A 26,067-nucleotide genomic window follows, 5' to 3' on the forward strand; every position below is an offset into this window, starting at 1 on the left:
TCGCATCCGGGCCTCGTCGTTGCTGCGTGCGGGCCGATCAGCCCTCGTACTTGAACCAGACCGCGGCGAGCGGCGGCACGGTGACGGCCGCCGACTGCGCGAACCCGTGCGACGGGGTCTCCTCGGTCGTGACGGAGCCGTAGTTGCCTGCACCCGATCCCGCGTAGGTCTCGGCGTCGGTGTTGAGCACCTCGGACCAGCGGCCGGCGTGCGGCAGGCCGAGACGGTAGCCGCTGATGACCTGGTTGGAGAAGTTGAAGACCATCGCGACGTCGGGGGTGCCATCGTGGCCACGGCGAGCGAATGCGAGCACGCTGTTGGCCGCGTCGTCACCGCTCAACCACACCATCCCGGAAGGGTCGTCGTCGCGCTGCCACAGCGCGCCTTCGTTCTTCGCGAGCCGGTTGAGGTCGCCCACGAGCCGCTGCACGCCTGCGTGGCCCGGGTTGTCGAGCTGCCACCAGTCGAGGCCGCGGGACTCGCTCCACTCCGTCTGCTGCGCGAACTCCTGGCCCATGAAGAGGAGCTGCTTGCCCGGATGTCCCCACTGGTAGGCGAGGAAGAGCCGCGTGCCCGCGAGCTTCTGCCATTCGTCACCCGGCATCTTGGAGTACAGGGAGCCCTTGCCGTGGACGACCTCGTCGTGGCTGATGGGGAGCAGGAACCGCTCGCTCCAGGCGTACACGAACGAGAAGGTCAGGTCGCCCTGATGGTGCGAGCGGTAGATCGGGTCGCGCTCCACGTAGCGGAGGCTGTCGTTCATCCAGCCCATGTTCCACTTGAGCCCGAAGCCCAGGCCGCCCCACTCGGTCGGCTTGGTCACCCCGGCCCAGCTCGTCGACTCCTCCGCGATCATCGCGATGCCCGGGTACAGCTTGTAGGCGGTGGCGTTGACCTCCTGGAGGAAGGCGATGGCCTCGAGGTTCTCGCGTCCGCCGTGGATGTTCGGCACCCACTCCTCGCGCGAGTAGTCGAGGTACAGGATCGAGGCCACGGCGTCGACCCGGAGACCGTCGATGTGGAACTCCTCGAGCCAGTAGAGCGCGTTGGCGACGAGGAAGTTGCGCACCTGGGAGTCGCCGAAGTTGAACACCTTGGTGCCCCAGTCCAGCTGCTCGCCCAGGCGCGGGTCGGCGTGCTCGTAGAGCGCCTGCCCGTCGAACTCCGCGAGGCCGAAGCTGTCCTTGGGGAAGTGCCCGGGCACCCAGTCCATGATGACGCCGTAGCCGGCCTGGTGCAGCCGGTCGATGAGGTACCGCAGGTCGTCTGGCGAGCCGAGGCGCGACGTGGGCGCGTAGTAGCCGGTGACCTGGTAGCCCCACGAGCCGCCGAAGGGGTGCTCGGCGAGCGGCATGAACTCGACGTGCGTGAACTCGAGGCCATCGAGGTACTCGACGAGCTGGTCGGCGAGCTCCCGGTACCCGAGGCCCGGCCGCCAGGACATCGCGTGGAGCTCATACGTGGTCATGGGGCCCGTGTGCGGGTCCTTCTGCGCCCGCGCGCTCATCCAGTCGTCGTCGCCCCACTCGTACGTGCTGGGGGTCGCGATGACGGATGCGGTCTGCGGTGGCTGCTCGGCGTGCAGCGCGAGCGGGTCTGCTTTCTCCACCCATTCGCCCGACGCGGTGCGGATCTGGAACTTGTAGGTCTCGTGCGGCGAGACGCCCGGCACGAAGAGCTCCCAGATGCCGAGGGCATCGAGGCGTCGCATCGCGTGCGCTCGGCCGTCCCAGCCGTTGAAGGAGCCGATGACCCGGACTGCCTGGGCGTGCGGTGCCCACACGACGAACGAGGTGCCAGACACCGGTGCGTGGGTGCCCCAGTGCTCGCGGTGGTGGGCACCGAACACGTGCCAGAGCCGCTCGTGGCGGCCCTCGCCGAAGAGGAACTGGTCGACCTCACCGACGACGGGGAGGAACCGGTACGGGTCGTCGACCGTGTGTGGGACGCCGTCCGTGTAGACCGTCTCGAGCTGATAGTCGTCGAGGCCGTGCTCGTGTGCGCCCTGCCAGATGCCGTGGGCGAGGTGGCGCAGCTCGACCCGTTCGCCGCTCGAGGTGAGGATCGCTGTCACACGCTCGGCGAGGGGGCGTCGCGCACGGATGACCGTGCGCCCGTCTCCCTGCAGGTGCTGCCCGAGGATCGCGTGTGGTCCCGAGTGCGTGCCGTCGGCGACTGCGCGCAGCTCACCGTCGGGAATGCTGGTCGTCACTGGGGCCGCTGGCTGGAGTTCGTCGGTCATGGTGTTTCCGTTCTCGAGATCGTTCGGCCGCGCCTCGCGGCGCGGCCGAACGACGGGTCAGAGTGCCGAGTGCCTGACGCGCAGGATGTGCGCGGGGAGGGTGGAGGGGTCGAGGCGCACGTAGTTCGCGCCGCCCCAGATCCACTCGTGCCCGCTGAGGAGGTCTTCCACGCCGAATTGCGTGTCGGCGGCGAAGCCGAACTTGGTCTGGTCGATGTAGACCGTCGCCTCCTCGATGCCGGAGTGGTTGAGGTTCACCGCGACGATGACCGTGTTGGAGACGCCGTCTGGGGAGTACTCGGCCGGCAGGTGCTTGGAGAAGACGAGCACGTTCTCGTTGTCGCTGAACTGCACTTCGAAGTTCCGCAGCTGCTGCAGTGCCGGGTTGGCGCGCCGCAGCTCGTTGAGCTTCGTCAGGAGCGGGGCGATCGAGTAGCCGCTCGCCTCCTGGGCGGCCCAGTCGCGCTGCTTGTACTCGTACTTCTCGTTGTCGATGTTCTCTTCCGAGCCCGGACGCGCCACGTTCTCGGCGAGCTCGAACCCGGCGTAGACGCCCCACAGCGGCGAGGAGGTGGCGGCGACGATGGCGCGGATCTTGGCTGCGTTCCGCCCGCCCTGCTGCAGGTACTCGGTGAGGATGTCCGGAGTGTTGACGAAGAAGTTCGGGCGAAGGAAGTCGCTCGACTCCTTCGAGACCTCGGTGAGGTACTCCTCGAGCTCCTGCTTCGTGTTGCGCCAGGTGAAGTAGGTGTACGACTGCTGGAATCCGGCCTTCGCGAGCGCGTGCATGATGGCGGGGCGGGTGAATGCCTCGGCCAGGAAGATGACCTCCGGGTGCTTGGCGTTCACCTCGTGGATGAGCCACTCCCAGAACTGCAGCGGCTTCGTGTGCGGGTTGTCGACGCGGAAGATCTTGACCCCGAGCTCGATCCAGTACTCGACCGTCTCGAGGACCTCGGCGTAGAGGCCGTTGCGGTCTCCGTCGAAGTTGATCGGGTAGATGTCCTGGTACTTCTTGGGCGGGTTCTCTGCGTAGGCGATGCTGCCGTCCGGCAGCTGCGTGAACCAGTCCGGGTGCTCGGCGACCCAGGGGTGGTCAGGCGTGGCCTGCAGCGCGAGGTCGAGGGCGAGCTCCATGCCGTTCTTCTCGATCTCGCTGACGAAGTAGCGGAAGTCCTCGACCGTGCCGAGGTCGGGGTGGATGTCGCGGTGCCCGCCCTCTGCGGCACCGATGGCCCACGGCGAGCCGGGGTCGCCGGGTTCTGTCGTGAGCGAGTTGTTGGGGCCCTTGCGATTGGTGCGGCCGATCGGGTGGATCGGGGGCACGTAGACCACATCGAAGTTCATGGCCGCGACTGCGGGGACCCGCTCGGCTGCGGTTCGGAAGGTGCCGGAGGTCCAGCTGCCGTCCGCCGCCTGCGTCGCCCCTTCCGAGCGCGGGAAGAACTCGTACCAGGCCGCGTTCCCGGCGAGGGCGCGGTCGACCTGGATGCTGCGCTTGGCGGAGCTCGTCACGAGGGAGCGCACGGGGTGCGCCTCGATGACCTCGAGCACGTCGTCGGCGAGGAGGGACGCGAGACGGAAGGACGCGGAACGCGACGTGAAGCGCGACGCGGTCGCCGCATCCCGCAGCACGGCGCTCTGATGGCTGGTGAGCTCGGGGTTGGTGGCAGCGCGGTCGATGACCTGCGCACCGAGCTCGAGCATCACATCGACGTCGATGCCGGCTGGGATCTTGATCTCCGCGTTGTGCTGCCAGGTCGCGAAGTCGTCGTTCCAGGCCTCTATCCACCACTCGTGGGTGCCCGCCACCGTGACCTGGGCCTCGGCAAGCCAGGAGTCGGTGCCCTTCGGGCCAGGCTGCATGCGGATGCGCTCCGGCTGTGCGCCAGGTGCGGTCAGCACGAGCTCGACGCCGATGATGTCGTGCCCCTCGCGGAAGGAGACGCAGGAGAACGGGACGACGTCCCCGACGTATCCCTTCGTGGGGAAGAGGTTGTCGACGAGCTGCGGCTGCAGGTCGAGGATCGGGATGCGCCCGATCGCTGGCACGTACCCGGAGCCGGGGAACTGGTCGCCCGTCGACGGGAGCGCCGTCGCGACGGCGGCTGCGGCCGCGGGCTTCGCCGCCGACGCCTTCGGCTTGCGCGCGCGCGTCACCTTGGCTGGAGCCTGCACGACCGGCGCTGGCTGGCTGGTCGCCGGGGCTGACTCGCTCGTCGCCGGTGTCGCCTCTGGAGCCGGAGCTGCCTTCGGCGAGGCGCTCACTCGCTTGGCGGTCGCCCGACGCGGGCGGCTCGGTGGAATCTGGTCTTCTGACGCTGGTGTCGTTGCCACAACCGAACGCTACCAACACCCACCCTCAACGGGGCTGTCCGCGTGTCACGGAATGTGAACGACGTCCCGCACGGTGTCCGATCAGATGTGGTGGTGCGCGTGCTCCACATCCACCGCGTACACCTGCACCGAGGGCCCCGCGAGGCCGGTGAGCTGTCCTGGTACGAGCACGCGGCTCGAGCTGAGCGCCTCATCTGGGTGCTCGTGCGTCGAATCCCAGAGCAGACGGTAGCCCGTGACCTGGTCGACGGCGGGTGCCCGCAGCGCCGCGTCGTCCTCGCTGCCGTGGATGACGAGGAGAAGCCGGTCGACGAGCATCCGCTCGCCGTCGACGAGCACCGCGTCACCCGTGAAGTCGGCGTCTGCCTCGGGGATGTAGGCGTCGAGCAGCACCTGCAGGGTGCGGCCGCCGGGCCCCTGCCAGGAGCCGTCGCCCATGGGGTTGCCGAGCGCGTCGAACCACCGTCGCCTCGTCCCGTGCTCGCTCAGCGCGTGCCCGTGGTTGAAGCTGCTCGGGCGCAGCACCTGGTGCTTCCCCCGCAGCTCGATGAGTCGTCTCGTGTGCGCGAGCTGAGCGAGCTGGATCTCGCTGAGGTCCCAGGAGAACCAGGTGAGCGGCGAGTCCTGGTTGTAGGGATTGTTGTTCCCCTTCTGCGACCTCGCGACCTCGTCGCCGGCCGTGAGCATGGGGACACCCGCGCTCAAGAGGACCGTGCTCAGGAGGTTGCGCATCGAGCGGCGGCGCAGCGTCTCGATGCTGCTGCTGTCGCTCGGCCCCTCCACTCCGAAGTTCCACGAGCGGTTGTCGCCGGTGCCGTCGCGACCGAGTTCCGCGTTCTGCAGGTTGTGCTTGACGTTGTAGGAGACGAGATCACGCAGGGTGAAGCCGTCGTGCGCGGTGACGAAGTTCACCGAGGCCAGCGGCCCCCGCTCGTCGCTGAACATGTTGGACGAGCCGGCGAGCGACGTGCTGAAGGCGCCCGCACCCTCGGGATGGACGCCGGAGCTGCGCGCCTCGGCGATGTCGCGCACCCAGAATGAGCGGGCGTGGTCGCGGAAGCTGTCGTTCCACTCCGACCAGTCCTCCGGGAAGTTGCCCGTCTGCCAGCCGCCCATGCCGACGTCCCACGGCTCGGCGATGAGCTTGGTGTCCGAGAGGCGCTCGTCGCTGACGATGGCTTCGAGCAGCGGGTGGTGGCGTTCGAAGGCGTGGTGCGCGTTGCGTCCGAGCGTCGCCGCGAGGTCGAAGCGGAAGCCGTCGATGCGGAACTCCTCGACCCAGTAGCGGAGCGAGTCGATGATGAGCTCGCGCACGATGGCCTCGGACGTGTCTAGGGAGTTGCCGCATCCGGTCTGGTCGACGGGGTTGCCGTGCATGTCGTGGCGGTAGTAGGTGGCGTTGTCGAGGCCCCGGAACATGGACGTCTCGTCGCCGCGGCCGCCTTCGGACGTGTGGTTGTAGACGACGTCGAGGTAGACCTCGATGCCGGCGGCGTGCAAGTGCTTGACCATGCCCTTGAACTCGCGGGCGATGGCGTGCGGGCCGGCGGCGCGGGCGCCTGGTGAGGCGTAGTCGGCGTGCGGGGCGAAGAAGCCGAGCGTGTTGTAGCCCCAGTAGTTCGCCATCCCCTGGCGTCGCAGGAACGACTCGGAGGCGAACGCGTGGACGGGCAGCAGCTCGACGGCCGTGATGCCGACGGACTGCAGGTAGGCGATCGTGTCCTCGTGCGCGAGGCCCGCGTAGCTGCCGCGGAGGTGCTCAGGCATGTGCGGGGCGAGCTGCGTGAACCCCTTGACGTGCGCCTCGTAGACGACGACGTCGCGCAGCGGCAGCAGGGGCGCGCGCACGGTTCCCCAGTCGAACGGCTCCGACTCGACGACCTGCGCCGTCCAGATGGGCACGGCCACGGTGCCGACATTCGAGACCTGCCTGGCGTACGGCTCGACGAGCAGCCGGTGCTTGTCGAAGGCGCTGGTGCCGGTCGTCGGCCCGTCTGCGCGCACCGCGTAGCGCTGGCCGTTCACGAGCTCGGCGCATTCGGCCTGCCAGATGCCGCCCGGCATGCTGGCCATGTCGACAGTTCGTGTGACGGTGCCGTCGGCATCGATGAGGCAGAGGGTCATCGCGGATGCGTGCGCCGAGAACACGCGGAGGCGCGCGATCCCCTGATGGTGGGTGACGCCGAGGTCGGAGCGGGTCTGTGAGTCGAGCATGAGGCCTAAACTGTTCGAATTGAATGGTCGGCGCCGCATGGCGGCTGCACGGACCGTGTGCGTGCGCGCTCTGATGCGCACGGATCGCGCAAGTCTATGTCGAGAGTGCCCGTATCCAGGGCAGGGCGGGGAGTGTAATGGCCGTTTACCTCGACCACGCCGCGACGACCCCGATGGTCCGCGAGGCGCGGGAAGCGCTCCTTGCCGGCTTGGACCTGACGGGGAATCCGTCGTCGATTCATGGCCACGGGCAGGCCGCGAAGCGGCTGCTCGAAGGGGCGCGGGAGCGCGTTGCCGCGGCGCTCGGCGCTGACCCGATCGAGGTGGTCCTGACGTCTGGTGGCACCGAGGCCATCAACCTCGGCGTCAAGGGCCTGTACTGGGCGAGGCGGCAGCAGGACGCGGCTCGTGTCCGAGTCCTGGCACCTCGAGGCGAGCACCACGCGACCGTCGACGCCGTCGAATGGCTCGCCGCCCATGAGGGGGCCGTCGTCGACTGGCTGCCGGTCGACGAGGCCGGCGTCGTCGACCTCGAGGTCGCCGAGCAGCGGATGCGGGAGCACGCGAACGAAGTGGCGCTCATCACGGTCATCCTCGCCAACAACGAGGTCGGCTCCGTGCAGCCGGTCCGCTCGCTCGCCGCGCTGGCCGCCGAGCACGGGATCCCAGTGCACGTCGACGCCGTCGCCGCCTTCGGGCACATCCCGGTCTCGCTGCGGGATCTCGACGTCGCCGCGCTCAGCGTCTCGGCGCACAAGATCGGCGGGCCGGTGGCCATGGGCGCGCTCGCGCTCGCGCGCGCCCACACCGTCGAGGCGCTCATCCACGGGGGCGGGCAGCAGCGGGGTGTGCGCTCTGGCACCCAGGACGTGCCAGCCGCGCTCGCGTTCGCAGCTGCGACGGATGCGGCGATGTCGCGAATGGACACGGAGGGCGCCCGCCTGGACGCCCTCGCGCGCCGACTGGCGGACGGCCTCGCGAGGATCCCAGGAGCCGAGCTGCGCGGCGCCCCGCTCGACGGCGTGCTCCACGATGCGGGCGACGAGGTGCGGGCACGGGTGCCTGGCAACGTGCACGTCACGTTCGACGGCTGCCAGGGTGACTCCCTCCTCTTCCTCCTCGACATGGCCGGGTTCTCCGTCTCCACCGGCTCTGCCTGTCAGGCGGGCATCGCCGAGCCATCCCATGTCCTGCTCGGCATGGGTCTGGACGAGCGAACGGCGCTGAGCGCACTGCGCTTCACCCTGGGCGCGTCGACCGGCGACGATGACATCGCCTCGCTCCTCGACGTCCTCCCAAGGATCGTGGAGCAGGCGCGCACGGCTGGGTTCTCCGACCGGACCGTGTAGCGTCCTGGCGCGGCGTGCGCCTGCAGCGCATCCGCCCCGACACGTGTCGAAGTGTCGGCGGATGCGCCTACGCTGACGCCATGACGATGCGAGGTGCAGGAGGCGGACCGCCCGCCGGGGGCCGTGTTCGGGACGAGTCCGTGATCCGTGCCGCGAACGAGCAGGCCCCGCAGATCGACGACCTCTGGCAGCGCGTGCTTCGCCTGTTCGCGCCCTACCGAGGGAAGATCGCGATCGCGCTCGTGCTGGTGCTCATCACCGCGGCCATCTCCGTGCTGCCCCCGCTGCTGACCGAGCAGGCGTTCGACGTCGGCCTCTTCCCGCCGGGCGGCACCGGGCCGAACATCGGCGAGCTGTGGAAGATCGTCGGTCTCATGGCGGTGCTCTGGGTCGCCTCGAGCGCGCTCGGGGTCGTGCAGACCTACTTCACCGCCAGTGTCGGCAATTCCGTCATGGGCGACCTGCGAGTGCGCCTCTTCGATCACCTGCAGCGCATGGAGCTCGCGTTCTTCACGCGCACGAAGACCGGGGTCATCCAGTCCCGCCTCCAGAACGACGTCGGCGGAGTGGCGTCGACGCTGCAGTCGATGATCACGAGTGTCGTCGGCAACATCGTGACCGTCCTCGCGGCGGTCGTCGCCATGGCGCTGCTCTCCTGGCAGCTGACCATCATCGCGTTCGTCCTCATGCCAGCCCTCGTCTGGGCGCAGCGAAGGGTCGGCCAGGTGCGCGCCCGCATCGCGACGAAGACGCAGGAGTCCCTCTCCGAGATGACCGCGATCACGCAGGAATCGCTGAGCGTCTCCGGCATCCTGCTCGCGAAGTCGTTCGGACGCGAGGAGGCGGAAGGACAGCGGTACCGCGCGGAGAACGTCCGGCAGATCGGGCTGCAGGTGAAGCAGACGATGAGCGGGCAGACGTTCTTCGCCTTCGTGTCCATCGTGTTCTCCCTCGTGCCCGCGGCTGTCTACATCGTCGGCGCGTATCTCATCACCGGCGGCGTCGATCTCACGGCGGGCGCGATCGTGGCGTTCACGACGGTGCAGACCAGGCTCACGATGCCGCTCATCGGGCTCATGCGCATCGGCCTCGAGGTGCAGACGTCGAAGGCCCTGTTCGCGCGCATCTTCGAGTATCTCGACATGAGGCCTGCCATCACGCCGTCGCCGTCGCCCGTCGCGCTCGACGAGTCGAAGCTCGGCGAGGTCGAGTTCGAGCACGTCTCGTTCCGGTACCCGGACGCGGAGGTCGACTCGGCCCCTACGCTCGACGACGTGTCCTTCACGGTTCGCCAGGGGGAGTTCGTCGCGTTCGTCGGGCCGAGCGGCGCAGGGAAGACGACCATCGGCTACCTCGTGCCCCGGCTCTACGAGGTCTCGTCCGGCGCCGTGCGCTTCGCGGGCACCGACGTGCGCGACCTCGACCACGACGCGCTCATCGCGAACACGGGCATCGTGAGCCAGGAGAGCTACCTGTTCCACGCATCCATCGCCGAGAACCTGCGCTTCGCGAAGCCGGACGCCACCCAGGCCGAGATCGAGGAAGCCTGCAGGCAGGCCAACATCCACGAGACGATCTCAAAGTTCCCCGACGGCTACGAGACCCTCGTGGGGGAACGAGGCTACCGACTCTCCGGTGGTGAGAAGCAGCGCGTGGCCATCGCCAGGGTCCTGCTCAAGGACCCTGCGGTGCTGGTCCTCGACGAGGCGACGAGCGCGCTCGACACACGGTCTGAGCGGTTCGTGCAGCGTGCCCTGGACGAGGCCTCACGGGGCCGCACGGTCCTGGCCATCGCGCACCGCCTCTCGACGGTCAAGGACGCCGACCTCATCTGCGTCATCGACGAAGGCCGCATCATCGAGCGCGGGAACCACGCCGAGCTCATGGCGAGGGGAGGCCTCTACGCGGCGCTCCACGAGGAACAGCGAACCGATGTCCAGCCTGAGCTCGAGACCTGAGTCGCGCTGACGCGGAGGCGCTCGTCTAGCGAGCCAGCTGGATCTCGTCCTCGATCTTCCATGTGCCGGCGAGCGCCGGGGCGAGCGGGATGACGCCGAGCGTGAGCACGGCCAGGAGCCCCAGCGAGATCGACCAGTTGCCGGTTGCCGTCGCGAGCACTCCGACCGTGAGCGGGGCGAGCGCCGCGAGGGCGTACCCGACGAGCTGGACGAACCCGCTGAGGATCGCCGAGCCCCGCTGGCCAGCCGCACGGAGGCCGATGAGCGTGAGGCAGATCGGGAAGATGAGCTGCCCGAACCCGATGAGCACGACCCAGAGGACGGGGGCCGCGGTCGGGGCGAAGATGAGGCCGGAGTAGCCGAACGCGAAGCCGGCAGCCGCGGTGATGAGCGGCCACGTCGTCCCGAGGTGCTTGATGACGAGCGGCGTGGCGAGGGAGAGCGGGATGCCCATGGCGGCGAACAGCGAGAGGTAGCCGGCCGCCGCGACAGTGTCGGCGCCTGCCCGCTCCTGCAGGATCGTGGGCAGCCACCCGAAGCAGCAGTAGGCGTTCATCGATGAGATGGCGAAGGTCGTCGCGAGCGCCCAGGCCCGCTTCGAGCGCCAGATGGACCTGGCTGGCTTGGCGCGCGTGCCGTCGGGCAGCGTCACGGCCCCGGTCGTCGGGGCGACGTGGCCGCGGGCCGCACGAACCTGTGCGCGCACGAGGAGCACGACCCACGGCACGGCGGCGGAAGCCGCGACGATCGCCCACATGGACAGCGAGGTCCGCCATCCGCTGGCCAGGGCGACGGGGGCCGCGACGAGGGGCGGCAGCATCGTGCCGAGCGCCACGACGATCGCGTAGGTCGAGGTCATGACTGGGATGCGGGACCGGAAGTAGGTGACGACCACCGGTGGCAGGAGGATGTTGCCGATCCCCATGCCGAGCAGGGCGATGCCGCTGCCGCCGAGCAGCGTCGGCAGGTTCGGAGCGGCTCCGCGGAGGAGGTGCCCGGCGATGATCGCGGCGAGCGCGATGACGATGAGCAGCTCGAGGCGGACCCGTCTCAGGAGCCACGGAGTGATGAGGCCCGCGATCGCGAAGGCGACCGGGGGCAGCATCGTCAGCACGCCGGTGGTCGCCCCCTCGAGTGGGAGGTCCACGGAGATGAGGTCGAAGATCGACGACGCGTTGGTGACGGCGGTTCGCAGGTTCAGAGCGAGCAGCACGAGTGCGAGGACGGCGATGGCGGTCCAGAACCATGGTGACCGGGCGGCGCCCGCTGGCGTCTGGGAGGGGAGAGTCGACACGAGGTGCAACTGTACTCAGCAGGCCCCCAGGAATCTTGCACTTGTGAAAGTTTGCACTCATGCATATTGTTGAGGGGTGTCGAACCCAGCTCTCTCCCTCCGCGAACGCAACCGCATCGACTGCTGGCATGCCATCCACGACGCCGCCGCCGACCTGACGATCGAGCGCGGCCTCGACGAGACGACGATCGACGCAATCAGCGAGCGCGCAGGCGTCTCGCGCAGGACCTTCTTCAACTACTTCCCGAGCAAAGAGGACGCGGTGCTCGGCATGCAGGCGCCCACACTCCCAGAAGGCGCACTCGACGACTTCCGGGAAGGCGAGAGCGATTCCTTCGGCCGCACCATGCGACTCATGCTCGCCGTCCTCGACTCCGCGATTCCCGACCACGACGACTTCCCCCGCCGACGCACGCTCGCCGACCAGCACCCCGTGCTCGAGGAGCGGCTCAGGCGCCACATCAGCGCGGCAGAGGACATCGTCCTCTCGATCCTGACCGAGCAGGGCGGCGACAGTTCCACGGAGTCGCTCCCGGACGGCATCGAGTCCGCGAAGGCACTCCTCTCGCTCGCCGCGACCATCCTGCGCTTCACGAGCAGGAACGACCCCCAAGGCGTCCTGGCCGACCGGGAAGCCGCCATCAACCACTCCATCGACATCTTCCGGAAAGCGATCTCAGAAGCCCTATGACGACTCCCCCCAGCATCGATTCGCAGGTTCGCGTCGACGCCGCCCCCGGCGCAGAAGCCCGAACCAGCGCCGAGGCGCGGCCTGCCACGACGGGGGCGGGCGCAGCCGGTGCGCACCGACGCAGCATCGTGCCGCTCTTCCTGGGGCTCATGGTCACGATGCTCATGGCGTCGCTCAACAACACGGTGCTCTCGAGCGCCATGCCGACCATCGTCGGCGAGCTGCACGGTGTCGAGCACATGAGCTGGGTCGTGACCTCCTTCATCCTGGCCTCGACGGTCATGATGCCGGTCTACGGGAACCTCTCCGACCTCTTCGGCCGCAAGCCGCTGCTGCTCATCGCGATCGGCCTCTTCATCGCGGGTTCCGTGCTGGGCGGCCTGGCCCCCTCCATCGAGCTGCTCATCGGCGCGCGCATCGTGCAGGGACTCGGTGGCGGCGGCCTCATGATCCTCTCTCAGGCGGCCATCGCGGACGTCGTCCCGGCTCGTGAACGCGGCAAGTACATGGGCGTCATGGGCGCGGTCTTCGCATTCTCGTCCGTCGCCGGCCCGCTGCTCGGCGGCTGGTTCACCGAGGGCCCTGGATGGCGCTGGGTGTTCTGGATCAACCTGCCCCTCGGCGCGCTCGCGCTCCTCGCGACCATCTTCCTGCTCAGGCTGCCGAAGCGCCCCGCCCAGGAGCGCACGCGCATCGACGTCGGCGGCATGGCGCTCATCTCACTCGCGACGACCGCGCTTGTCCTCGTCGGCACGTGGGGCGGGTCGCAGTACGAGTGGACCTCGCCGACGATCCTGCTGCTCGCCGCGCTCGCGGTGGTCTCCGCTGTCGGCTTCGTCTTCGTCGAGCGCAGCGCCGCGAACCCGATCATGCCGCTCGGCATGTTCAAGGACCGCAACTTCATCCTGACCACGATCGCCAGCCTCGCAACCGGCGTCATCATGTTCGGCACGCTCGGCTACATGCCCACGTACCTGCAGATGGTGACGGGTTCCGGTCCGACCGTGTCCGGTCTGCTCATGACCCCCATGATGGGCGCGTTGCTCATCACCTCCATCCTGAGCGGGCAGTACGTGTCGCGCACAGGTCGGTACAAGTGGGTGCCGATCGCGGGCGCCGCCGTGCTCGGCGTGGGCCTCGTCGTGCTGTCGTTCGTCACCGTCGACAGCCCCGTGTGGATGATCTGTGTCGCTCTCGGCATCATGGGCGTCGGTCTGGGCGGCAGCATGCAGCTGCTCACCCTCATCGTGCAGAACTCGTTCCCGGCGAGGATCGTGGGAACAGCGACCGCCGCCAACAACTACTTCCGGCAGGTCGGTGCGACCCTGGGCTCCGCGGTCGTCGGCTCCGTCTTCGCCGCTCGCCTGACGCAGATGGTGGCGGACCGGCTGCCAGCCGGTGCCGCGCCCGAAGACGGCGCGAGCTCGTTCACGCCCGCTGCGATCGCGCAGCTGCCCGACCAGCTGCGCGCCATCATCGTCGGCTCGTACAACGAGGCGCTCATCCCGATCTTCCTCGCGCTCGTGCCGCTGACGGTCATCTCCATCGTCGCCCTGTCGTTCCTCAAGGAGAAGCCACTGGCGACTGGCAAGGAGCCGGCGGCGACCACCTCGGCGACACACGTCGGCTGAATCGGCTCCGGGCCCGGGCTCTCGGTGCCTCGCTAGATGCAGAGCTCCGGCCCGAGGTCGATCGTCTGCCCGTCCGCCGTCATCGTCGCGAGCCCGCACCAGCGCTCGCTGGTCTGCGGGCTGATGCCGAGCGTCGTGTACACGGACTGCACGTCGTAGGCGGAGACCGACTGGCCGCGCTCAGAGTCGCGGTCGACGGCGGGGTACACCGACATCGTGAGCTCGTTTCCCGCCGCCGCTCCGTCGTACCTCGTGACCCGGCCCCAGACGGCCTTGCAGCTCGTCGAGTACATCAGCTGCACCTGCGTCTCGCGCTCCCGCATCTCGCTGGCTGCGACCACCGCGTCGTCACGGCAGACCGTCTGCATGGGGTCCAGTCCGTCGGAGATCCCCGCGTACGGGTCATCCGCAGTCTGCAGCTGGCCGACACCGAACCAGATCCCGCTTGTCACGGCTGCGGACATGAGAGCGGCGGCTGCTGCCGTGGTCAGCAGTCTGCGCTTCGTGATGGGAGGCGGCAGGGGCACCGGCGCCTCAGGACCAGGCGACGGTGCGTCCGCGCTCCCCTCCGCGGTGCCTGGCCCCACGAGCGTGGGTCCGCCCGCCGTCTGCTCGGGGGCCACGGGCACGGCCTGGACGCTCGGCGGGGAGACGAGCTCGCTGCGACGCTCGAGCCAGGGGGCCGGATCGGCGCCCAGTGCCGTGACCAGACGCTCCACGGTCTTCGCCGTCGGCAGTCGCTGACCGCCAAGGGCGTCTCCGACCACGCTCTTCGAGATCCCGGCCGTCTCCGCGAGCCGCATGATGGTGGGCCTGCCGGCCTCTTCGCGAAGCGATTGGAGATCGGACGCGAACCGGGCGGGGGAATCTCGGATGTCGCTCACGCGCTGCCTCCCTCGTGAGCATCTTCGCTCGTCGGCGATGGACATGGTCAAATTACCAGAGCCACGCATCTCCCCAGAGGGGTTGTCGGAGGCCCGACGTACACTTATCCGGTGAAAGTTCTAGCCGCCATGAGCGGCGGGGTCGATTCCGCCGTCGCAGCAGCCCGAGCCGTCGAGGCAGGGCACGAAGTGATCGGCGTGCACCTCGCGCTCTCCCGAATGCCCGGCACCCTCCGCACAGGTTCGCGCGGGTGCTGCACCATCGAGGACTCGATGGATGCGCGCCGCGCCGCCGACCTCCTCGGCATCCCGTTCTACGTCTGGGACTTCTCCGAGCGGTTCAAGCTCGACGTGGTCGACGACTTCATCGCCGAGTACAGCGCTGGTCGCACGCCGAACCCCTGCATGCGCTGCAACGAGAAGATCAAGTTCGCGGCCCTGCTCGAGAAGGCCATCGACCTCGGGTTCGACGCCGTCTGCACGGGCCACTACGCGACGCTGGAGACGGGGCCGGACGGGCTGGTCGAGCTGCACCGGGCGAGCGCCTGGGCCAAGGACCAGTCGTACGTGCTCGGCGTGCTCACGCAGCAGCAGCTGGAGCACTGCTACTTCCCGCTCGGAGACACCCCGTCGAAGGACCTGATCCGAGCCGAAGCGGCCGAGCGCGGCATCAGCGTCGCGCAGAAGCCTGACTCGCACGACATCTGCTTCATCCCGGATGGCGACACCAGGGGATGGCTCGGCGATCGCATCGGCACCGCGACTGGCCAGGTGGTCGACAGTGCAGGCACGACGCTCGGCGAGCACGACGGTGCGACGGCCTACACGGTCGGTCAGCGCAAGGGGCTCCGCCTCGGCGTGCCAGCTCCCGACGGCAAGCCTCGGTTCGTGCTCGAGATCCGTCCGAAGACCAACGAGGTCGTTGTCGGGCCGAAGGAAGCGCTGAGGATCGCCGAGATCGCGGGCCAGCGGATGAGCTGGACGGGGGCCGCGAAGTCGGAGACCGACGGCGAGTTCCGCTGCGACGTGCAGATCCGTGCGCACGCCGACCCGGTGCCCGCAACCGCGCGGATTCACGCCAGCGCTGAGAGTACCCGCGACGACGCGACCATCCCTGGCGTCGAGTGGAGTGTCAGCGTGGATGAGCCCCTCGTCGGCGTCGCGCCGGGCCAGACGGCAGTCGTCTACGTCGGCACGCGCGTGCTCGGCCAGTTCACGATCGACCGCACAGTGAGCGCCGTGCAGACCGGTGAGACAGCGGCGGGTTCTGCCGAGACACGCAGCGCAGATGAGCAGGAGGCGGCATGAGCAAGAAGACCGAGGGTGGCCCGCTCAAGGACGGCGAGGCGATGGATCTGCTCACCGACCGCGCCGAGCGCTGGGCGGCGCAGTACAGGAACCTGTCCGACCCCGATCGGTGGCGCGCTGACTACGACGCGCACTTCGCAGCTCCCGCGCTGCAGCTCGCCAGACGCTGCACCCTCGAGGCTCGGAAGTTCGGCGCGAAGGACTGGATCCTCGCCCTGGTGCTCTGGTTCCTCATCGGCGGCACCGTGTTCCTCGCCTCGAACTTCCTCATGCAGCTCGAGCCGACCTGGCAGATCGTCTTCGCGGTGTTCGCCGGGCTGATCGCGGTAGTGGGCATCGTGCAGAGCTACCTCGAGACGACGAGCGAGAAGCGCGCGACGAAACGTCTGGCCGCCAAGAACGAATGGCTGCTGAATGTGAGCCGCAAAGCGGCGATGGCGACGCTCAGCTCGCGTTCCGGGGCGTCGGCATGACGACGTTCGACGACGCGCGAGTCCGCGTCGAGGAGTTGCGGGAACTCGTCTCCGGCTACCAGGCGGCCTACTACGAGCGCGACGCGCAGCTCGTCTCCGACGCCGAGTACGACGGCCTTGTCCGTGAGCTGGACCAGCTCGAGCGTGAGCATCCCGAGCTGCAGTCGCAGGACTCGCCGACGCAGACCGTCGGTGGCGGCGTCGCGGACGGCCTGCGGCCCATCGAGCACGCTGAGCGCATGCTCTCGCTCGACAACGTCTTCTCGGTCGACGAGCTGCGCGAGTGGTGCGCCAAGACGGAGGCGTCCGCGGGCCGACACATCGAATGGCTCACCGAGCTGAAGATCGACGGGCTCGCCATCGCGCTGCGCTACGAGTACGGCAAGCTCGTGACCGCGGCGACCCGTGGCGACGGCCGCACGGGCGAGGAGGTGACCCAGAACGCACTGCAGATCGACGGCATCCCGGCTGCGCTCGCGGGCGAGGGGCATCCGCCGATCGTCGAGGTGCGAGGCGAGGTGTTCATCCCCGTCGCCGCGTTCAGGGAGCTCAACGAGTTCCAGGCCTCACTGCGGCCCCGCGCCGTCGAGGAGTACCGGGCCAGGTGGGAAGCACGCTCGGAGGCGACGCGAGGCGAGTTCGACGAGGACGCCGAGCTGGCACGAGCGACCAAGCGATTTCCGGACTTCGCCAACCCGCGCAACGCGGCGAGCGGCGGGCTGCGGCAGCAGCTCGAGAAGAAGAGCGGGCTCGAGCGAGAGGCAGGCGAGCTGCGGCTCCACTCGTTGCAGATGTACGTGCACGGCATCGGTGCCTGGCCGTCGCCGCCCGTCGAGTCGCAGAGCCAGGTCTACGAGCTGCTGGCGAGCTGGGGCCTGCCCGCCACCCCGTACGCGAAGGTCGCCGCATCCGTCGACGACGTCGTGGAGTTCGTCGAGCACTACGGCGCGGAACGCCACTCCGTCGAGCACGAGCTCGACGGCATCGTCGTGAAGGTGGACGAGCTCGACCTGCACGACGAGCTCGGCATGACGAGCCGCGCCCCACGCTGGGCCATCGCCTTCAAGTACCCTCCCGAAGAAGTGCACACGAAGCTCCTCGACATCGCGGCCAGCGTCGGCCGCACCGGGCGAGTGACGCCGTTCGCGATCATGGCGCCCGTCAAGGTCGCGGGCAGCGTGGTGCGCATGGCCACTCTCCACAACCAGGATGTGGTTCGCGTCAAGGGCGTGAAGATCGGCGACACCGTCGTGCTGCGCAAGGCGGGAGATGTGATCCCCGAGGTTCTCGGCCCGGTGCTCGAGCTGCGCGGCGACGACGTGCGCGACTTCGTGATGCCGGCCGACTGCCCGGAATGCGGCACGCCGCTTCGGCCCATGAAGGAGGGCGACGTCGATCTGCGCTGCCCGAACGCCCGGTCGTGCCCCGCCCAGGTTCGTGGTCGCGTCGAGCACATCGGCTCGCGCGGAGGACTCGATGTGGATGCGCTCGGCGAGGTCACCGCTGCCGCGCTGACCCAGCCGACCGTGCCAGAGCAGCCACCACTCGAGACCGAGGCGCGGCTCTTCGCGCTCACGCTCGAGGAGATCGTGCCCATCGAGGTCGTCGTCCGCGACTCCGAGACCGGTGAGCCCAAGACCGACGAGGAGACGGGCGAGCTCGTGCGACGCGCCCCGTTCCAGAAGGTCTCTCTGGTGTACCCGCCAGGCTCTGAGGACATGACGCCGGCGGAGCGACGCAAGGCCGGCATCAAGAAGGACTTCCGGCTCGTCGAGCCGTCGAAGCAGGCGACGACGCTCCTCGAGCAGCTCGAAGTCGCCAAGACCAAAGACCTGTGGCGTCAGCTCGTGTCGCTGAACATCCGCCACGTCGGTCCTGTCGCTGCGCGCGCGCTGGCTGACTGGTTCGGTTCGCTCGACGCCATCGAGGCGGCGCCCGCCGAGGAGCTGGCACAGGTTGAAGGCGTGGGGCCGACGATCGCCGACGCGATCGTCGAGTGGCTCGCGGAAGACTGGCACCGGGAGATCATCGACGCCTGGCGGGCGGCGGGCGTTCGCTTCGCGACTCCGAACCACCCCGGACCCGGAGCGATGACGAGCGCGGATGGTCCGCTCTCCGGCCTGAGCGTCGTCGCGACCGGAACCCTCGAGGGGTTCACGCGCGACGGCGCGAAGGAGGCGATCATCGCGGCGGGCGGGAAGGCCGCGGGGAGCGTTTCCAAGAAGACGGACTTCGTGGCGGCGGGCCCCGGTGCCGGCTCGAAGCTGACGAAGGCGGAGGAGCTCGGCATCCCGATCCTCGATGCCGACGGCTTCCGCCTGCTGCTCGAGGGCGGGCCGAGCGCAGTGGAGCACCTGCGAGCAGAAGCAGAATGAGGGACCCGCAGGGTCCGACGACCAGGAGCGGACTCCGAGGCTGCGGCCCGGTCGCTCGGCTACAGTGTGCAGGCCGTGGCATCGGCTCGCCGCGGAGGAACGGGGAACCATGCTCAGCGTGAGCTTGCAAGATCTGGCGGACGACGCCGCCATCCTCCACTTCGACGCGCACGCGCAGCTCACGGAGCGGCTCGGCGACGCCGGATGGGATGTCGATTTGACTGCTCCGTCGATCACGTACCAGACCCAGCCGAGCCCGACGGTGCTCCCGGTCCAGCTCATCGGCAGCGTCGCCCAGAGCGCGGGCACGTGGATGTGGGGTTGGAACAACGTCAACAACTTCCCGGAACAGGCCATCGCGCTCGCCGGACGGGTGCGTTCGTTTGTGCTCGATGGCGGGCCGGAGCAGCTGTCGTCCTCCGTGGTGAAGACCGACGAGGCCGCGCCGCTCCTGCTGGTCCTTGCAGCGAAGGCCCTCACACGATCGCGCGACAGCGTCGTCCTCGAGGCCGCGCCCGGCGTGCAGGTGCACCTCATGGTGCAAGCGGGGCCAGACACGGCGACGACCGCCGAGCGAGCGACGCGCGCCATCCTGGATGCACTGGATGCCGGGGTCCTGGGCGACCACGTGCGTGCCCTCCACGCGTATGCGGCACGCAGCGAGTCGCAGCTCAGCCGCACGGGCGCGTCCAGTTACGAGCTCTCCACGAGTGCCGGCAGCGTCGAGATCACCCTCGACGACGCGCAGCGGATCCTGGTCGCTCGCGTGACCCCGGAGGCGACCGCCGACAGCAGCGAGCCCGAGATCGTGCCGGAGAGCGTGCCGGACAGCACATCGGGCAGCCTGTCCGAGAGCACATCGGGCAGCCTGTCCGAGGTGGCGCCCGAGCGCACGTCTGACGTCGCTCCGTCGGCCGAACCAGCTCAGGTGTCGCCCGAAGAGCAACCGGCCACCGAGGTTGTTCCGGACCAGCAGCCGACGGCTGATCACACGCCGCAGTTCGAGCACACGCCGACTCCGGAACCGGGGGTGAAACTCGACCACGCACCGAGCGATGCACCTCCGGCTCCGTTGCACGAGCTGCAGACCACGGAGGCGCAGCCTGCGCCTGTTCCTGTCGTACCGCCCGCTGGGCTCCCGACACCACCTCCGCCTGTCGTACCCGCATCGGCCCCGTACGTCGAATCGCCGCAGCGCGCAGAGCAGCGAGCAGAGACCGCTGCGCCCCCGTCCGCGGGGCTTCCACCGGCATCAGGAACGGCTCAGCCTCAGGCCGCGGCTCCCGGCGCCCCCTGGCAGCCGTTCGACGCTTCGCCCCGCTGGGAACGGACCCCGCCATCGGCCGTCGCCCCACCTGTCGGCGGCCCCCCTCCCGTTCCAGCACCTGCGCCAGGTGAGGGCGCAGCACAGGGCTTCCTTCCGCCGCACCTCGCGAACCCGCCCCAGGGTGCCCAGGCCGGAAACCCTGTCCCGCCCTCGCAAGCAGGCCCGTCAGCTCCCTTCGGGCGTCCTCCGCAGCAGGGGCAGCACGGCCAGCCCACGCAGCCAGGCCAGCCGAATCACTTCGGCCAACCCAACCAGCAGCCCATGCAGCCTGGCCAGCCGAGCGCCTACGGCCAGCCGAGCGCGTACGGCCAGCCGAGCGCCTATGGCCAGCCGAGCGCGTACGGCCAGCCGAGCGCGTACGGCCAGCCGAGCGCCGTGGGACATCCGGGCCAGCAGTATCCCCAGCAGGGGCAGGGCGGAAATCACGGCCAGCCGCCGCAAGCCGGGTGGCAGCAGCCTCCCCGGCAGCAGTTCCCGCACACGGGGCAGCCCGGCCAGCCCGGGAACCCGGGCCCCCAGGGTCAGCCGTGGCAGGGCCAATCCCAGCCGGGTGCCTCCTGGCAGCGCCCGCAGGTACAGCCGCCGGCGTACGGGAACGAGCAGGGGCGCGCTCAGCAGAACCAGGGCCAGCCGCCGCAGTGGCAACCTGGTCAGCAGCAGGCTCCCGGTAGCCAGCATCCCGGCAACCAGTACCCAGCGCAGCCCGGAGGCTTCGACCCGAGGCACCAGGGGCAGCCGCAGCAGTTCCCGCCGTCGCGCGCGCCGCAGCAACGTCCGCAGGACGGCGCCTGGAACCGCCAGCAACCATACGGTCAGGCGCCACAGGGCCAGCCGCCGTATGGACAGAACCCACAAAGGCAGGGTCCGTATCCCGGCCAGGCTCCGCAGCAGGGGCCGAACCAGGGGCAGCACCCTCAGCCGGGCCAGCCCGGGTACGATCCACGCTGGCCTGGCAACGGCCAGCCGCCCTGGCCACCCCAGCAGCAGCCACCACGCCAGTAGTCAGCAGCGAGCACGGCCGAGCCCTGGGCGCGGCCTAGACTTGTCCAGCCCTGGCCGACGCACTATCGGAGACGAATGACCGACATCACTGCCGCCGACGTTGAGCACCTCGCTCAGCTCGCACGCATCGACCTCGCAGACGGCGAGATCGAGCGCGTCACCGGCGAACTCATCGAAATCCAGCACCTGATCCAGAAAGTGCAGGAGGTGGCGACCCCCGACGTGGACGTGACGACGCATCCGATCGCCATGCACAATGTGACACGTGCAGACGAGGTCGGCGAACCGCTCGACCGCGATGCTGCGCTCGCAGGAGCGCCGGACAGCGACGGGACACGATTCCGTGTCACCGCGATCCTGGGAGAAGAGCAGTGACCGCCGACATCACGCGCCTGAGCGCGACCGACCTGGCGGCGGCGATCGCGGCCGGCACCATCAGCTCCATCGAAGCGACCACCGCACACCTCGAGCGCATCGAGGCTGTCGACGGTGACGTCCACGCGTTCCTCCACGTCGACGCCGACGCCTCGCTTGCCGCCGCGGGACGTGTCGACGCGAAGCGGCAGGCCGGCGAGAAGCTCGCTCCGCTGGCTGGCGTCCCCGTCGCCGTCAAGGACAACATCGCCACGAAGGGCACGCCGACGACCGCCGGCTCCCGCATCCTCGAGGGCTGGGTGCCGCCGTACGACGCGACCGTCGTCGAGCGCCTCCGCGACAACGACCTCGTCATCATCGGCAAGACCAACCTCGACGAGTTCGCGATGGGCTCCTCCACCGAGCACTCCGCCTACGGTGCCACGCACAACCCGTGGGACCTCGAGCGCATTCCCGGCGGTTCAGGTGGAGGCTCCGCCGCTGCCGTCGCCGCCTACGAGGCGCCGCTCGCTCTCGGAACCGACACCGGTGGATCCATCCGTCAGCCTGCATCCGTCACGGGCACCGTGGGCATGAAGCCCACCTACGGCGGCGTCAGCCGCTATGGGGCGCTCGCGCTCGGATCCTCGCTCGACCAGATCGGGCCGGCAGCACGCAACGTGCTCGACACGGCCGCCCTCCACGACGTGCTCGCGGGCCACGACCGCCGCGACTCCACCTCGCTCACGGGGGAGTGGCCGTCCTTCACCGACGCAGCTCTTGCGGGCCGCAATGAGGACTCCGTTCGCGGACTCCGTATCGGTGTGCCCAAGCAGATCGCCGACGGGGCGGGCTTCGAACCCGGGGTCACCCAGCGCTTCCAGGAGGCGCTTGCCGCGCTCGAGGAACGCGGTGCGGTCGTCTCGTGGATCGAGACGCCGCACTTCGAGTACGCCGTCGCCGCGTACTACCTGATCATGCCCGCGGAAGCATCGAGCAATCTCGCTCGCTACGACTCCGTGCGCTTCGGGCTGCGGGTCACGGACGCCTCCGCCACAACCGTCGAGAAGGTCATGTCGGCGACGCGAAGCAAGGGCTTCGGTGACGAGGCCAAGCGCCGCATCCTCCTCGGGACCTACGCGCTCTCGGCCGGCTACTACGACGCCTTCTACGGGTCGGCCCAGAAGGTGCGCACGCTCGTGCAGCAGGACTTCGCCGCCGCCTTCGCCGGTGTCGACGTGCTCGCCGCGCCCACGTCGCCGACCACGGCCTACAAGCTCGGCGAGAAGGCAGAGGACCCGACGGCCATGTACCTCGCCGACCTCACGACCATCCCCGCCAACCTCGCTGGCGTCCCCGGCATCTCCGTGCCCGGCGGACTCGCGCCCGAGAACGGGCTGCCGGTCGGCATCCAGTTCATGGCGGCCGCCCGCGACGACGCACGCCTCTACACCGTGGCTGCGGCGCTCGAACAGACTCTCGAAGACCGATGGGGCGGACCCCTGCTCGCGCAGGCCCCCCAGCTGAAGGCAGGTGCACGCTGATGGCCAAGCCAGAGCTGATGGACTACGACCGCGCGCTCGAACTCTACGAGCCCGTCATCGGTCTCGAGGTGCACGTCGAACTCGGCACCAAGACCAAGATGTTCTCCGACACCCCGAACCACTCGGGGAACGAGGTCGGCGGCGAGCCGAACACCAACATCGGGCCGGTCGACCTCGGCCTTCCCGGGACGCTGCCCGTCGTCAACGAGCAGGCTGTGCGCTACTCGATCGCGCTCGGGCTCGCCCTCAACTGCGAGATCGCCGAGGTCTCGGGCTTCGCGCGGAAGAACTACTTCTACCCCGACAACCCGAAGAACTATCAGATCTCGCAGTATGACGACCCCATCGCCTTCGACGGCGAGGTCGAGGTCGAGCTGGAGGACGGCACCGTCTTCCACGTTCCGATCGAGCGCGCGCACATGGAAGAGGATGCGGGCAAGCTCACGCACGTCGGTGGCTCGACGGGCCGCATCCAGGGCGCCGAGTACTCGCTCGTCGACTACAACCGCGCCGGTGTGCCACTCGTCGAGATCGTGACCCGGCCCATCTTCGGTGGGGAGGCGCAGACGCCGCAGCTCGCGGCGGCGTACGTCTCGACGATCCGCGACATCGTCCGCGCGCTCGGCGTCTCCGAGGCTCGCATGGAGCGTGGCAACCTCCGCTGCGACGCCAATGTCTCGCTCCGCCCGCGGGGCGAGGAGAAGCTCGGCACGCGCACGGAGACGAAGAACGTCAACTCGTTCAGGTCGATCGAGCGCGCAGTCCGGTACGAGATCCAGCGCCAGGCTGCGCTCCTCGCGGCTGGCGGGAGCATCACGCAGGAGACCCGGCACTGGCACGAGGACACGGGACGCACCTCATCCGGTCGTCCGAAGTCCGACGCCGACGACTACCGATACTTCCCTGAGCCCGACCTCATGCCGCTGCGCCCCAGCCGTGAGCTCGTCGAGGAGCTTCGCGCGACGCTTCCCGAGGCGCCCGTCGCCCGCCGCCGCCGCCTCAAGGCGGAGTGGGGCTTCGCCGACCAGGAGTTCCAGGACATCGCCAACGCGGGGCTTCTCGAGGTCGTCGATGCGACCGTCGCGGCTGGCGCGACGGCCGCTGGCGCCAAGAAGTGGTGGATGGGCGAGCTCTCGCGCATCGCCAACGACCGCGGAGTGCAGGCCACGGACCTCGCGACCCCGCGGCAGATCGCCGAGCTCGACGGTCTGATCACGGCAGGCACGGTCAACGACCGACTCGCGCGCGAGGTGCTCGAGGGAGTGCTCGCGGGTGAGGGATCTCCCGCAGAGGTCGTCGAATCGCGCGGACTCGCCGTCGTCAGCGATGACGGGCCTCTCATCGAGGCCATCGACGCGGCACTTGCGCAGCAGCCCGACGTCCTCGCGAAGATCCGCGACGGCAAGGTGCAGGCGGCAGGTGCGGTCATCGGCGCCGTGATGAAGGCGATGCGGGGCAAGGCAGACGCCGCGCGCGTGCGAGAGCTCGTTCTCGAGCGCGCCCAGAGCTCCTAGAGCTCGAACTCGTACACCGGGGAATTGTCGGGCAGGACCTAGGCGCCCCTGTGGCTCTGGCGATAGCGTCAGAGCCACAGGGCCTCGGTGAACGGAGCAGTGAATCTCATGGGCAAGAAGACTGGCAAGAAGGCTCGGGTCGAACGACCAGATGCCACGCAGGGCGGCCCTCGGGCGAAGGTCAAGAAAGAGCGTGTGCAGCCGCCGAAGTCGGTGCAGCGACCGGCCTCAGCTGGCACGTCATCGCTCGTGACGACGCTCGAACCGATCGTCGTCGCGGATCCGGCGACGCTGAAGGACCCGACGGACAAGACGAAGTCCGAGGACAAGAAGAAGTCCAAGGACAGCAAGAAGTCCAAGGACAGCAAGAAGCTCAGCGACGAGAAGACATCTCAGGACAAGACGAAGTCCACGGACGAGAAGAAGTCCACGGACGAGAAGAAGTCCACGGGCGAGAAGAAGTCCAAGGGCGAGAAGAAGTCCAAGGAGAAGAAGAAGCCGAAGGGCGACAAGAAGTCCAAGGCTGAGACGGTCCAGGCGGAGGGCTCCGGGCTGGTCGAGGCTGCTCCGAAGTCCGGTGCGACGAAGGGCCGCAAGTCGGGCGCAGGCGAACGGACGCATATCCTGCGCGATGCGGCGCTCCTCACCGATGAGGGCGACGACGCCCACGGGTTCGCTCGACTCATCAGGGCCATGCCCGGGATCGTCGCGCTCGTCGAACAGCACGAGACGGCGGTGCATCGTGCGGTCTTCGACAGCTACGTGACCGCGGTCGTCGAGCACGGCGTCGACGCCGCCGACCTCGGCCCCATCGACATCCGCACGGCAGCGCCGAGAACGGCGGAGGGTGGCGCGCCCGTCGCCGCGGAAGCGCGTGACGACGAGTCTGCGGTCAGAGGCGTGGAGTCCGCCCGCTCGGTGCGTGCGGGCCGTGGGCGCCGCCCTTCCGGGATCAACAGCGCCGAGACGGTCGACGGGCCTTCGCCCGCCTCGACGCCGCCCAACAAGAGAGCGTCGTCCTCTGGCTCTGGCTCGAATGGAGACCAGGTGCGCAGCCCCCGCAGCACCGTCCGCGCCTCAACGCGAGCCCGCGCAGGCCAGGGGCGTGCTTCGACTTCCCAGATGTCGTCGGAGACGGCCACGGACGAACGCACGGGCACCGCCCCGATCGCATCCCGCACGAGGGCCGGTTCGCGAGGCAGCGCAGCGGCCAGGTCCCGCGCCGCAAGATCACGAGCCCGGAGTCTCGAAGAGCTCGCAGAAGAGCTGAAGCCGACGAACAACGGGCAGCGCATCGCACTCGCCATCGCCTCGATCATCGGCGATGAGGCCGAGGTCACCGCGGCGAGGATCACGGCCGAGTTCGAGCGCATGACGTGGCGAGTGCCGGTGAACGTCGCCGCCTCGGTGCGTCAGGCGGCCAGGGCCGGCCTCGTCGACCTCGAGGGACCGACGGGCACCCGCCTCACTCCGGCTGGCGAGGAGTACGTCGCCGGCAGCTGAATGAGTCGCTGACCGAGACGCCTCGAGCCCGCCCCTGCGCTGCAGGGGCGGGCTCGCTCGCGCTTCG

Annotated in this window: 17 protein-coding genes; 12 read left to right on the forward strand and 5 right to left on the reverse strand. The window is 69.2% G+C overall.

Annotation, left to right across the window (positions count from 1 at the left end; all coding sequences use genetic code 11):
- Nucleotides 1-37 precede the first annotated feature (37 nt).
- The 3 genes from glgB to glgX form a co-directional block, all read right to left on the reverse strand.
- Nucleotides 38-2,242, reverse strand: a complete 2,205-nt coding sequence (gene glgB, locus C5B97_RS06740; RefSeq protein WP_104311356.1) for a 1,4-alpha-glucan branching protein GlgB — start codon at nucleotides 2,240-2,242, stop codon at nucleotides 38-40.
- Nucleotides 2,243-2,299: 57 nt separating this feature from the next.
- The gene (locus tag C5B97_RS06745) at nucleotides 2,300-4,579 is read right to left on the reverse strand and encodes an alpha-1,4-glucan--maltose-1-phosphate maltosyltransferase (RefSeq protein WP_258068054.1); all 2,280 of its coding nucleotides are present in this window, start codon (nucleotides 4,577-4,579) and stop codon (nucleotides 2,300-2,302) included.
- 81 nt (nucleotides 4,580-4,660) lie between these two features.
- Complete coding sequence (gene glgX / locus C5B97_RS06750) at nucleotides 4,661-6,793, reverse strand: glycogen debranching protein GlgX (RefSeq protein WP_258068055.1); 2,133 nt, start codon at nucleotides 6,791-6,793, stop codon at nucleotides 4,661-4,663.
- A 137-nt stretch (nucleotides 6,794-6,930) separates the two neighbouring features.
- On the opposite strand from glgX, the gene C5B97_RS06755 reads away from it, so the two are divergent.
- Nucleotides 6,931-8,142, forward strand: a complete 1,212-nt coding sequence (locus tag C5B97_RS06755; RefSeq protein ID WP_104311357.1) for a cysteine desulfurase family protein — start codon at nucleotides 6,931-6,933, stop codon at nucleotides 8,140-8,142.
- Between the two features lie 86 nt (nucleotides 8,143-8,228).
- The gene (locus C5B97_RS06760; protein WP_219819779.1) at nucleotides 8,229-10,100 is read left to right on the forward strand and encodes an ABC transporter ATP-binding protein; all 1,872 of its coding nucleotides are present in this window, start codon (nucleotides 8,229-8,231) and stop codon (nucleotides 10,098-10,100) included.
- 25 nt (nucleotides 10,101-10,125) lie between these two features.
- Here the strand turns inward: C5B97_RS06760 and C5B97_RS06765 are convergent, their stop codons facing one another.
- Nucleotides 10,126-11,394, reverse strand: a complete 1,269-nt coding sequence (locus C5B97_RS06765) for a CynX/NimT family MFS transporter (RefSeq protein WP_181026932.1) — start codon at nucleotides 11,392-11,394, stop codon at nucleotides 10,126-10,128.
- A gap of 76 nt (nucleotides 11,395-11,470) precedes the next feature.
- Here C5B97_RS06765 and C5B97_RS06770 point away from each other — a divergent pair, with 76 nt between their 5' ends.
- Both C5B97_RS06770 and C5B97_RS06775 read left to right on the forward strand, forming a co-directional pair.
- Nucleotides 11,471-12,085: a TetR family transcriptional regulator gene (locus C5B97_RS06770; RefSeq protein WP_104311360.1), complete on the forward strand. Its 615-nt coding sequence runs from the start codon at nucleotides 11,471-11,473 to the stop codon at nucleotides 12,083-12,085.
- A complete protein-coding gene (locus tag C5B97_RS06775; protein ID WP_104311361.1) occupies nucleotides 12,082-13,716 on the forward strand; it encodes an MDR family MFS transporter in 1,635 nt (544 codons plus the stop codon). The genes C5B97_RS06770 and C5B97_RS06775 overlap by 4 nt, the downstream gene beginning before the upstream one ends.
- A gap of 32 nt (nucleotides 13,717-13,748) precedes the next feature.
- On the opposite strand, the gene C5B97_RS17735 is transcribed toward C5B97_RS06775, so the two are convergent.
- Complete coding sequence (locus tag C5B97_RS17735; RefSeq protein ID WP_181026933.1) at nucleotides 13,749-14,600, reverse strand: DUF2690 domain-containing protein; 852 nt, start codon at nucleotides 14,598-14,600, stop codon at nucleotides 13,749-13,751.
- A 111-nt stretch (nucleotides 14,601-14,711) separates the two neighbouring features.
- Here C5B97_RS17735 and mnmA point away from each other — a divergent pair, with 111 nt between their 5' ends.
- From mnmA to C5B97_RS06825, 8 genes are all read left to right on the forward strand, one after another.
- On the forward strand, nucleotides 14,712-15,908 hold the full coding sequence (gene mnmA, locus C5B97_RS06790; protein WP_258068056.1) for a tRNA 2-thiouridine(34) synthase MnmA: 1,197 nt from the start codon (nucleotides 14,712-14,714) through the stop codon (nucleotides 15,906-15,908).
- Nucleotides 15,905-16,381 carry a hypothetical protein gene (locus tag C5B97_RS06795; RefSeq protein WP_104311364.1) on the forward strand — a complete coding sequence of 159 codons (477 nt, stop codon included), beginning with the start codon at nucleotides 15,905-15,907 and terminating at the stop codon, nucleotides 16,379-16,381. The genes mnmA and C5B97_RS06795 overlap by 4 nt, the downstream gene beginning before the upstream one ends.
- Nucleotides 16,378-18,756 (forward strand): NAD-dependent DNA ligase LigA, encoded by a 2,379-nt coding sequence (ligA, locus tag C5B97_RS06800; RefSeq protein ID WP_104311365.1) that lies wholly within the window; start codon nucleotides 16,378-16,380, stop codon nucleotides 18,754-18,756. The genes C5B97_RS06795 and ligA overlap by 4 nt, the downstream gene beginning before the upstream one ends.
- Nucleotides 18,757-18,874: 118 nt before the next feature.
- A complete protein-coding gene (locus C5B97_RS06805) occupies nucleotides 18,875-21,085 on the forward strand; it encodes a DUF6882 domain-containing protein (protein ID WP_146080750.1) in 2,211 nt (736 codons plus the stop codon).
- A 75-nt stretch (nucleotides 21,086-21,160) separates the two neighbouring features.
- Nucleotides 21,161-21,460 carry an Asp-tRNA(Asn)/Glu-tRNA(Gln) amidotransferase subunit GatC gene (gatC, locus tag C5B97_RS06810; protein WP_104311367.1) on the forward strand — a complete coding sequence of 100 codons (300 nt, stop codon included), beginning with the start codon at nucleotides 21,161-21,163 and terminating at the stop codon, nucleotides 21,458-21,460.
- Nucleotides 21,457-22,983, forward strand: coding sequence for an Asp-tRNA(Asn)/Glu-tRNA(Gln) amidotransferase subunit GatA (gene gatA, locus C5B97_RS06815; protein ID WP_104311368.1), 1,527 nt, complete (start codon nucleotides 21,457-21,459; stop codon nucleotides 22,981-22,983). The genes gatC and gatA overlap by 4 nt, the downstream gene beginning before the upstream one ends.
- Nucleotides 22,983-24,497 carry an Asp-tRNA(Asn)/Glu-tRNA(Gln) amidotransferase subunit GatB gene (gatB, locus tag C5B97_RS06820; protein ID WP_104311369.1) on the forward strand — a complete coding sequence of 505 codons (1,515 nt, stop codon included), beginning with the start codon at nucleotides 22,983-22,985 and terminating at the stop codon, nucleotides 24,495-24,497. The genes gatA and gatB overlap by 1 nt, the downstream gene beginning before the upstream one ends.
- Before the next feature lie 108 nt (nucleotides 24,498-24,605).
- On the forward strand, nucleotides 24,606-26,000 hold the full coding sequence (locus C5B97_RS06825) for a hypothetical protein (RefSeq protein ID WP_104311370.1): 1,395 nt from the start codon (nucleotides 24,606-24,608) through the stop codon (nucleotides 25,998-26,000).
- The last annotated feature ends 67 nt before the right edge of the window (nucleotides 26,001-26,067 follow it).

This window comes from Pseudoclavibacter sp. RFBB5, assembly GCF_002931555.1.
Lineage (GTDB): Bacteria > Actinomycetota > Actinomycetes > Actinomycetales > Microbacteriaceae > Pseudoclavibacter.

Bases quoted from the DNA above. Each gene is read 5' to 3' on its own strand.
- C5B97_RS06775 (WP_104311361.1), top strand. From the start codon at position 12,082: ATGACGACTCCCCCCAGCATCGATTCGCAGGTTCGCGTCGACGCCGCC.
- C5B97_RS06825 (WP_104311370.1), top strand. From the start codon at position 24,606: ATGGGCAAGAAGACTGGCAAGAAGGCTCGGGTCGAACGACCAGATGCC.
- glgX (WP_258068055.1), bottom strand. From the start codon at position 6,793: ATGCTCGACTCACAGACCCGCTCCGACCTCGGCGTCACCCACCATCAG.
- C5B97_RS06760 (WP_219819779.1), top strand. From the start codon at position 8,229: ATGCGAGGTGCAGGAGGCGGACCGCCCGCCGGGGGCCGTGTTCGGGAC.
- gatB (WP_104311369.1), top strand. From the start codon at position 22,983: ATGGCCAAGCCAGAGCTGATGGACTACGACCGCGCGCTCGAACTCTAC.
- glgB (WP_104311356.1), bottom strand. From the start codon at position 2,242: ATGACCGACGAACTCCAGCCAGCGGCCCCAGTGACGACCAGCATTCCC.
- gatC (WP_104311367.1), top strand. From the start codon at position 21,161: ATGACCGACATCACTGCCGCCGACGTTGAGCACCTCGCTCAGCTCGCA.
- C5B97_RS06795 (WP_104311364.1), top strand. From the start codon at position 15,905: ATGAGCAAGAAGACCGAGGGTGGCCCGCTCAAGGACGGCGAGGCGATG.
- ligA (WP_104311365.1), top strand. From the start codon at position 16,378: ATGACGACGTTCGACGACGCGCGAGTCCGCGTCGAGGAGTTGCGGGAA.
- C5B97_RS06755 (WP_104311357.1), top strand. From the start codon at position 6,931: ATGGCCGTTTACCTCGACCACGCCGCGACGACCCCGATGGTCCGCGAG.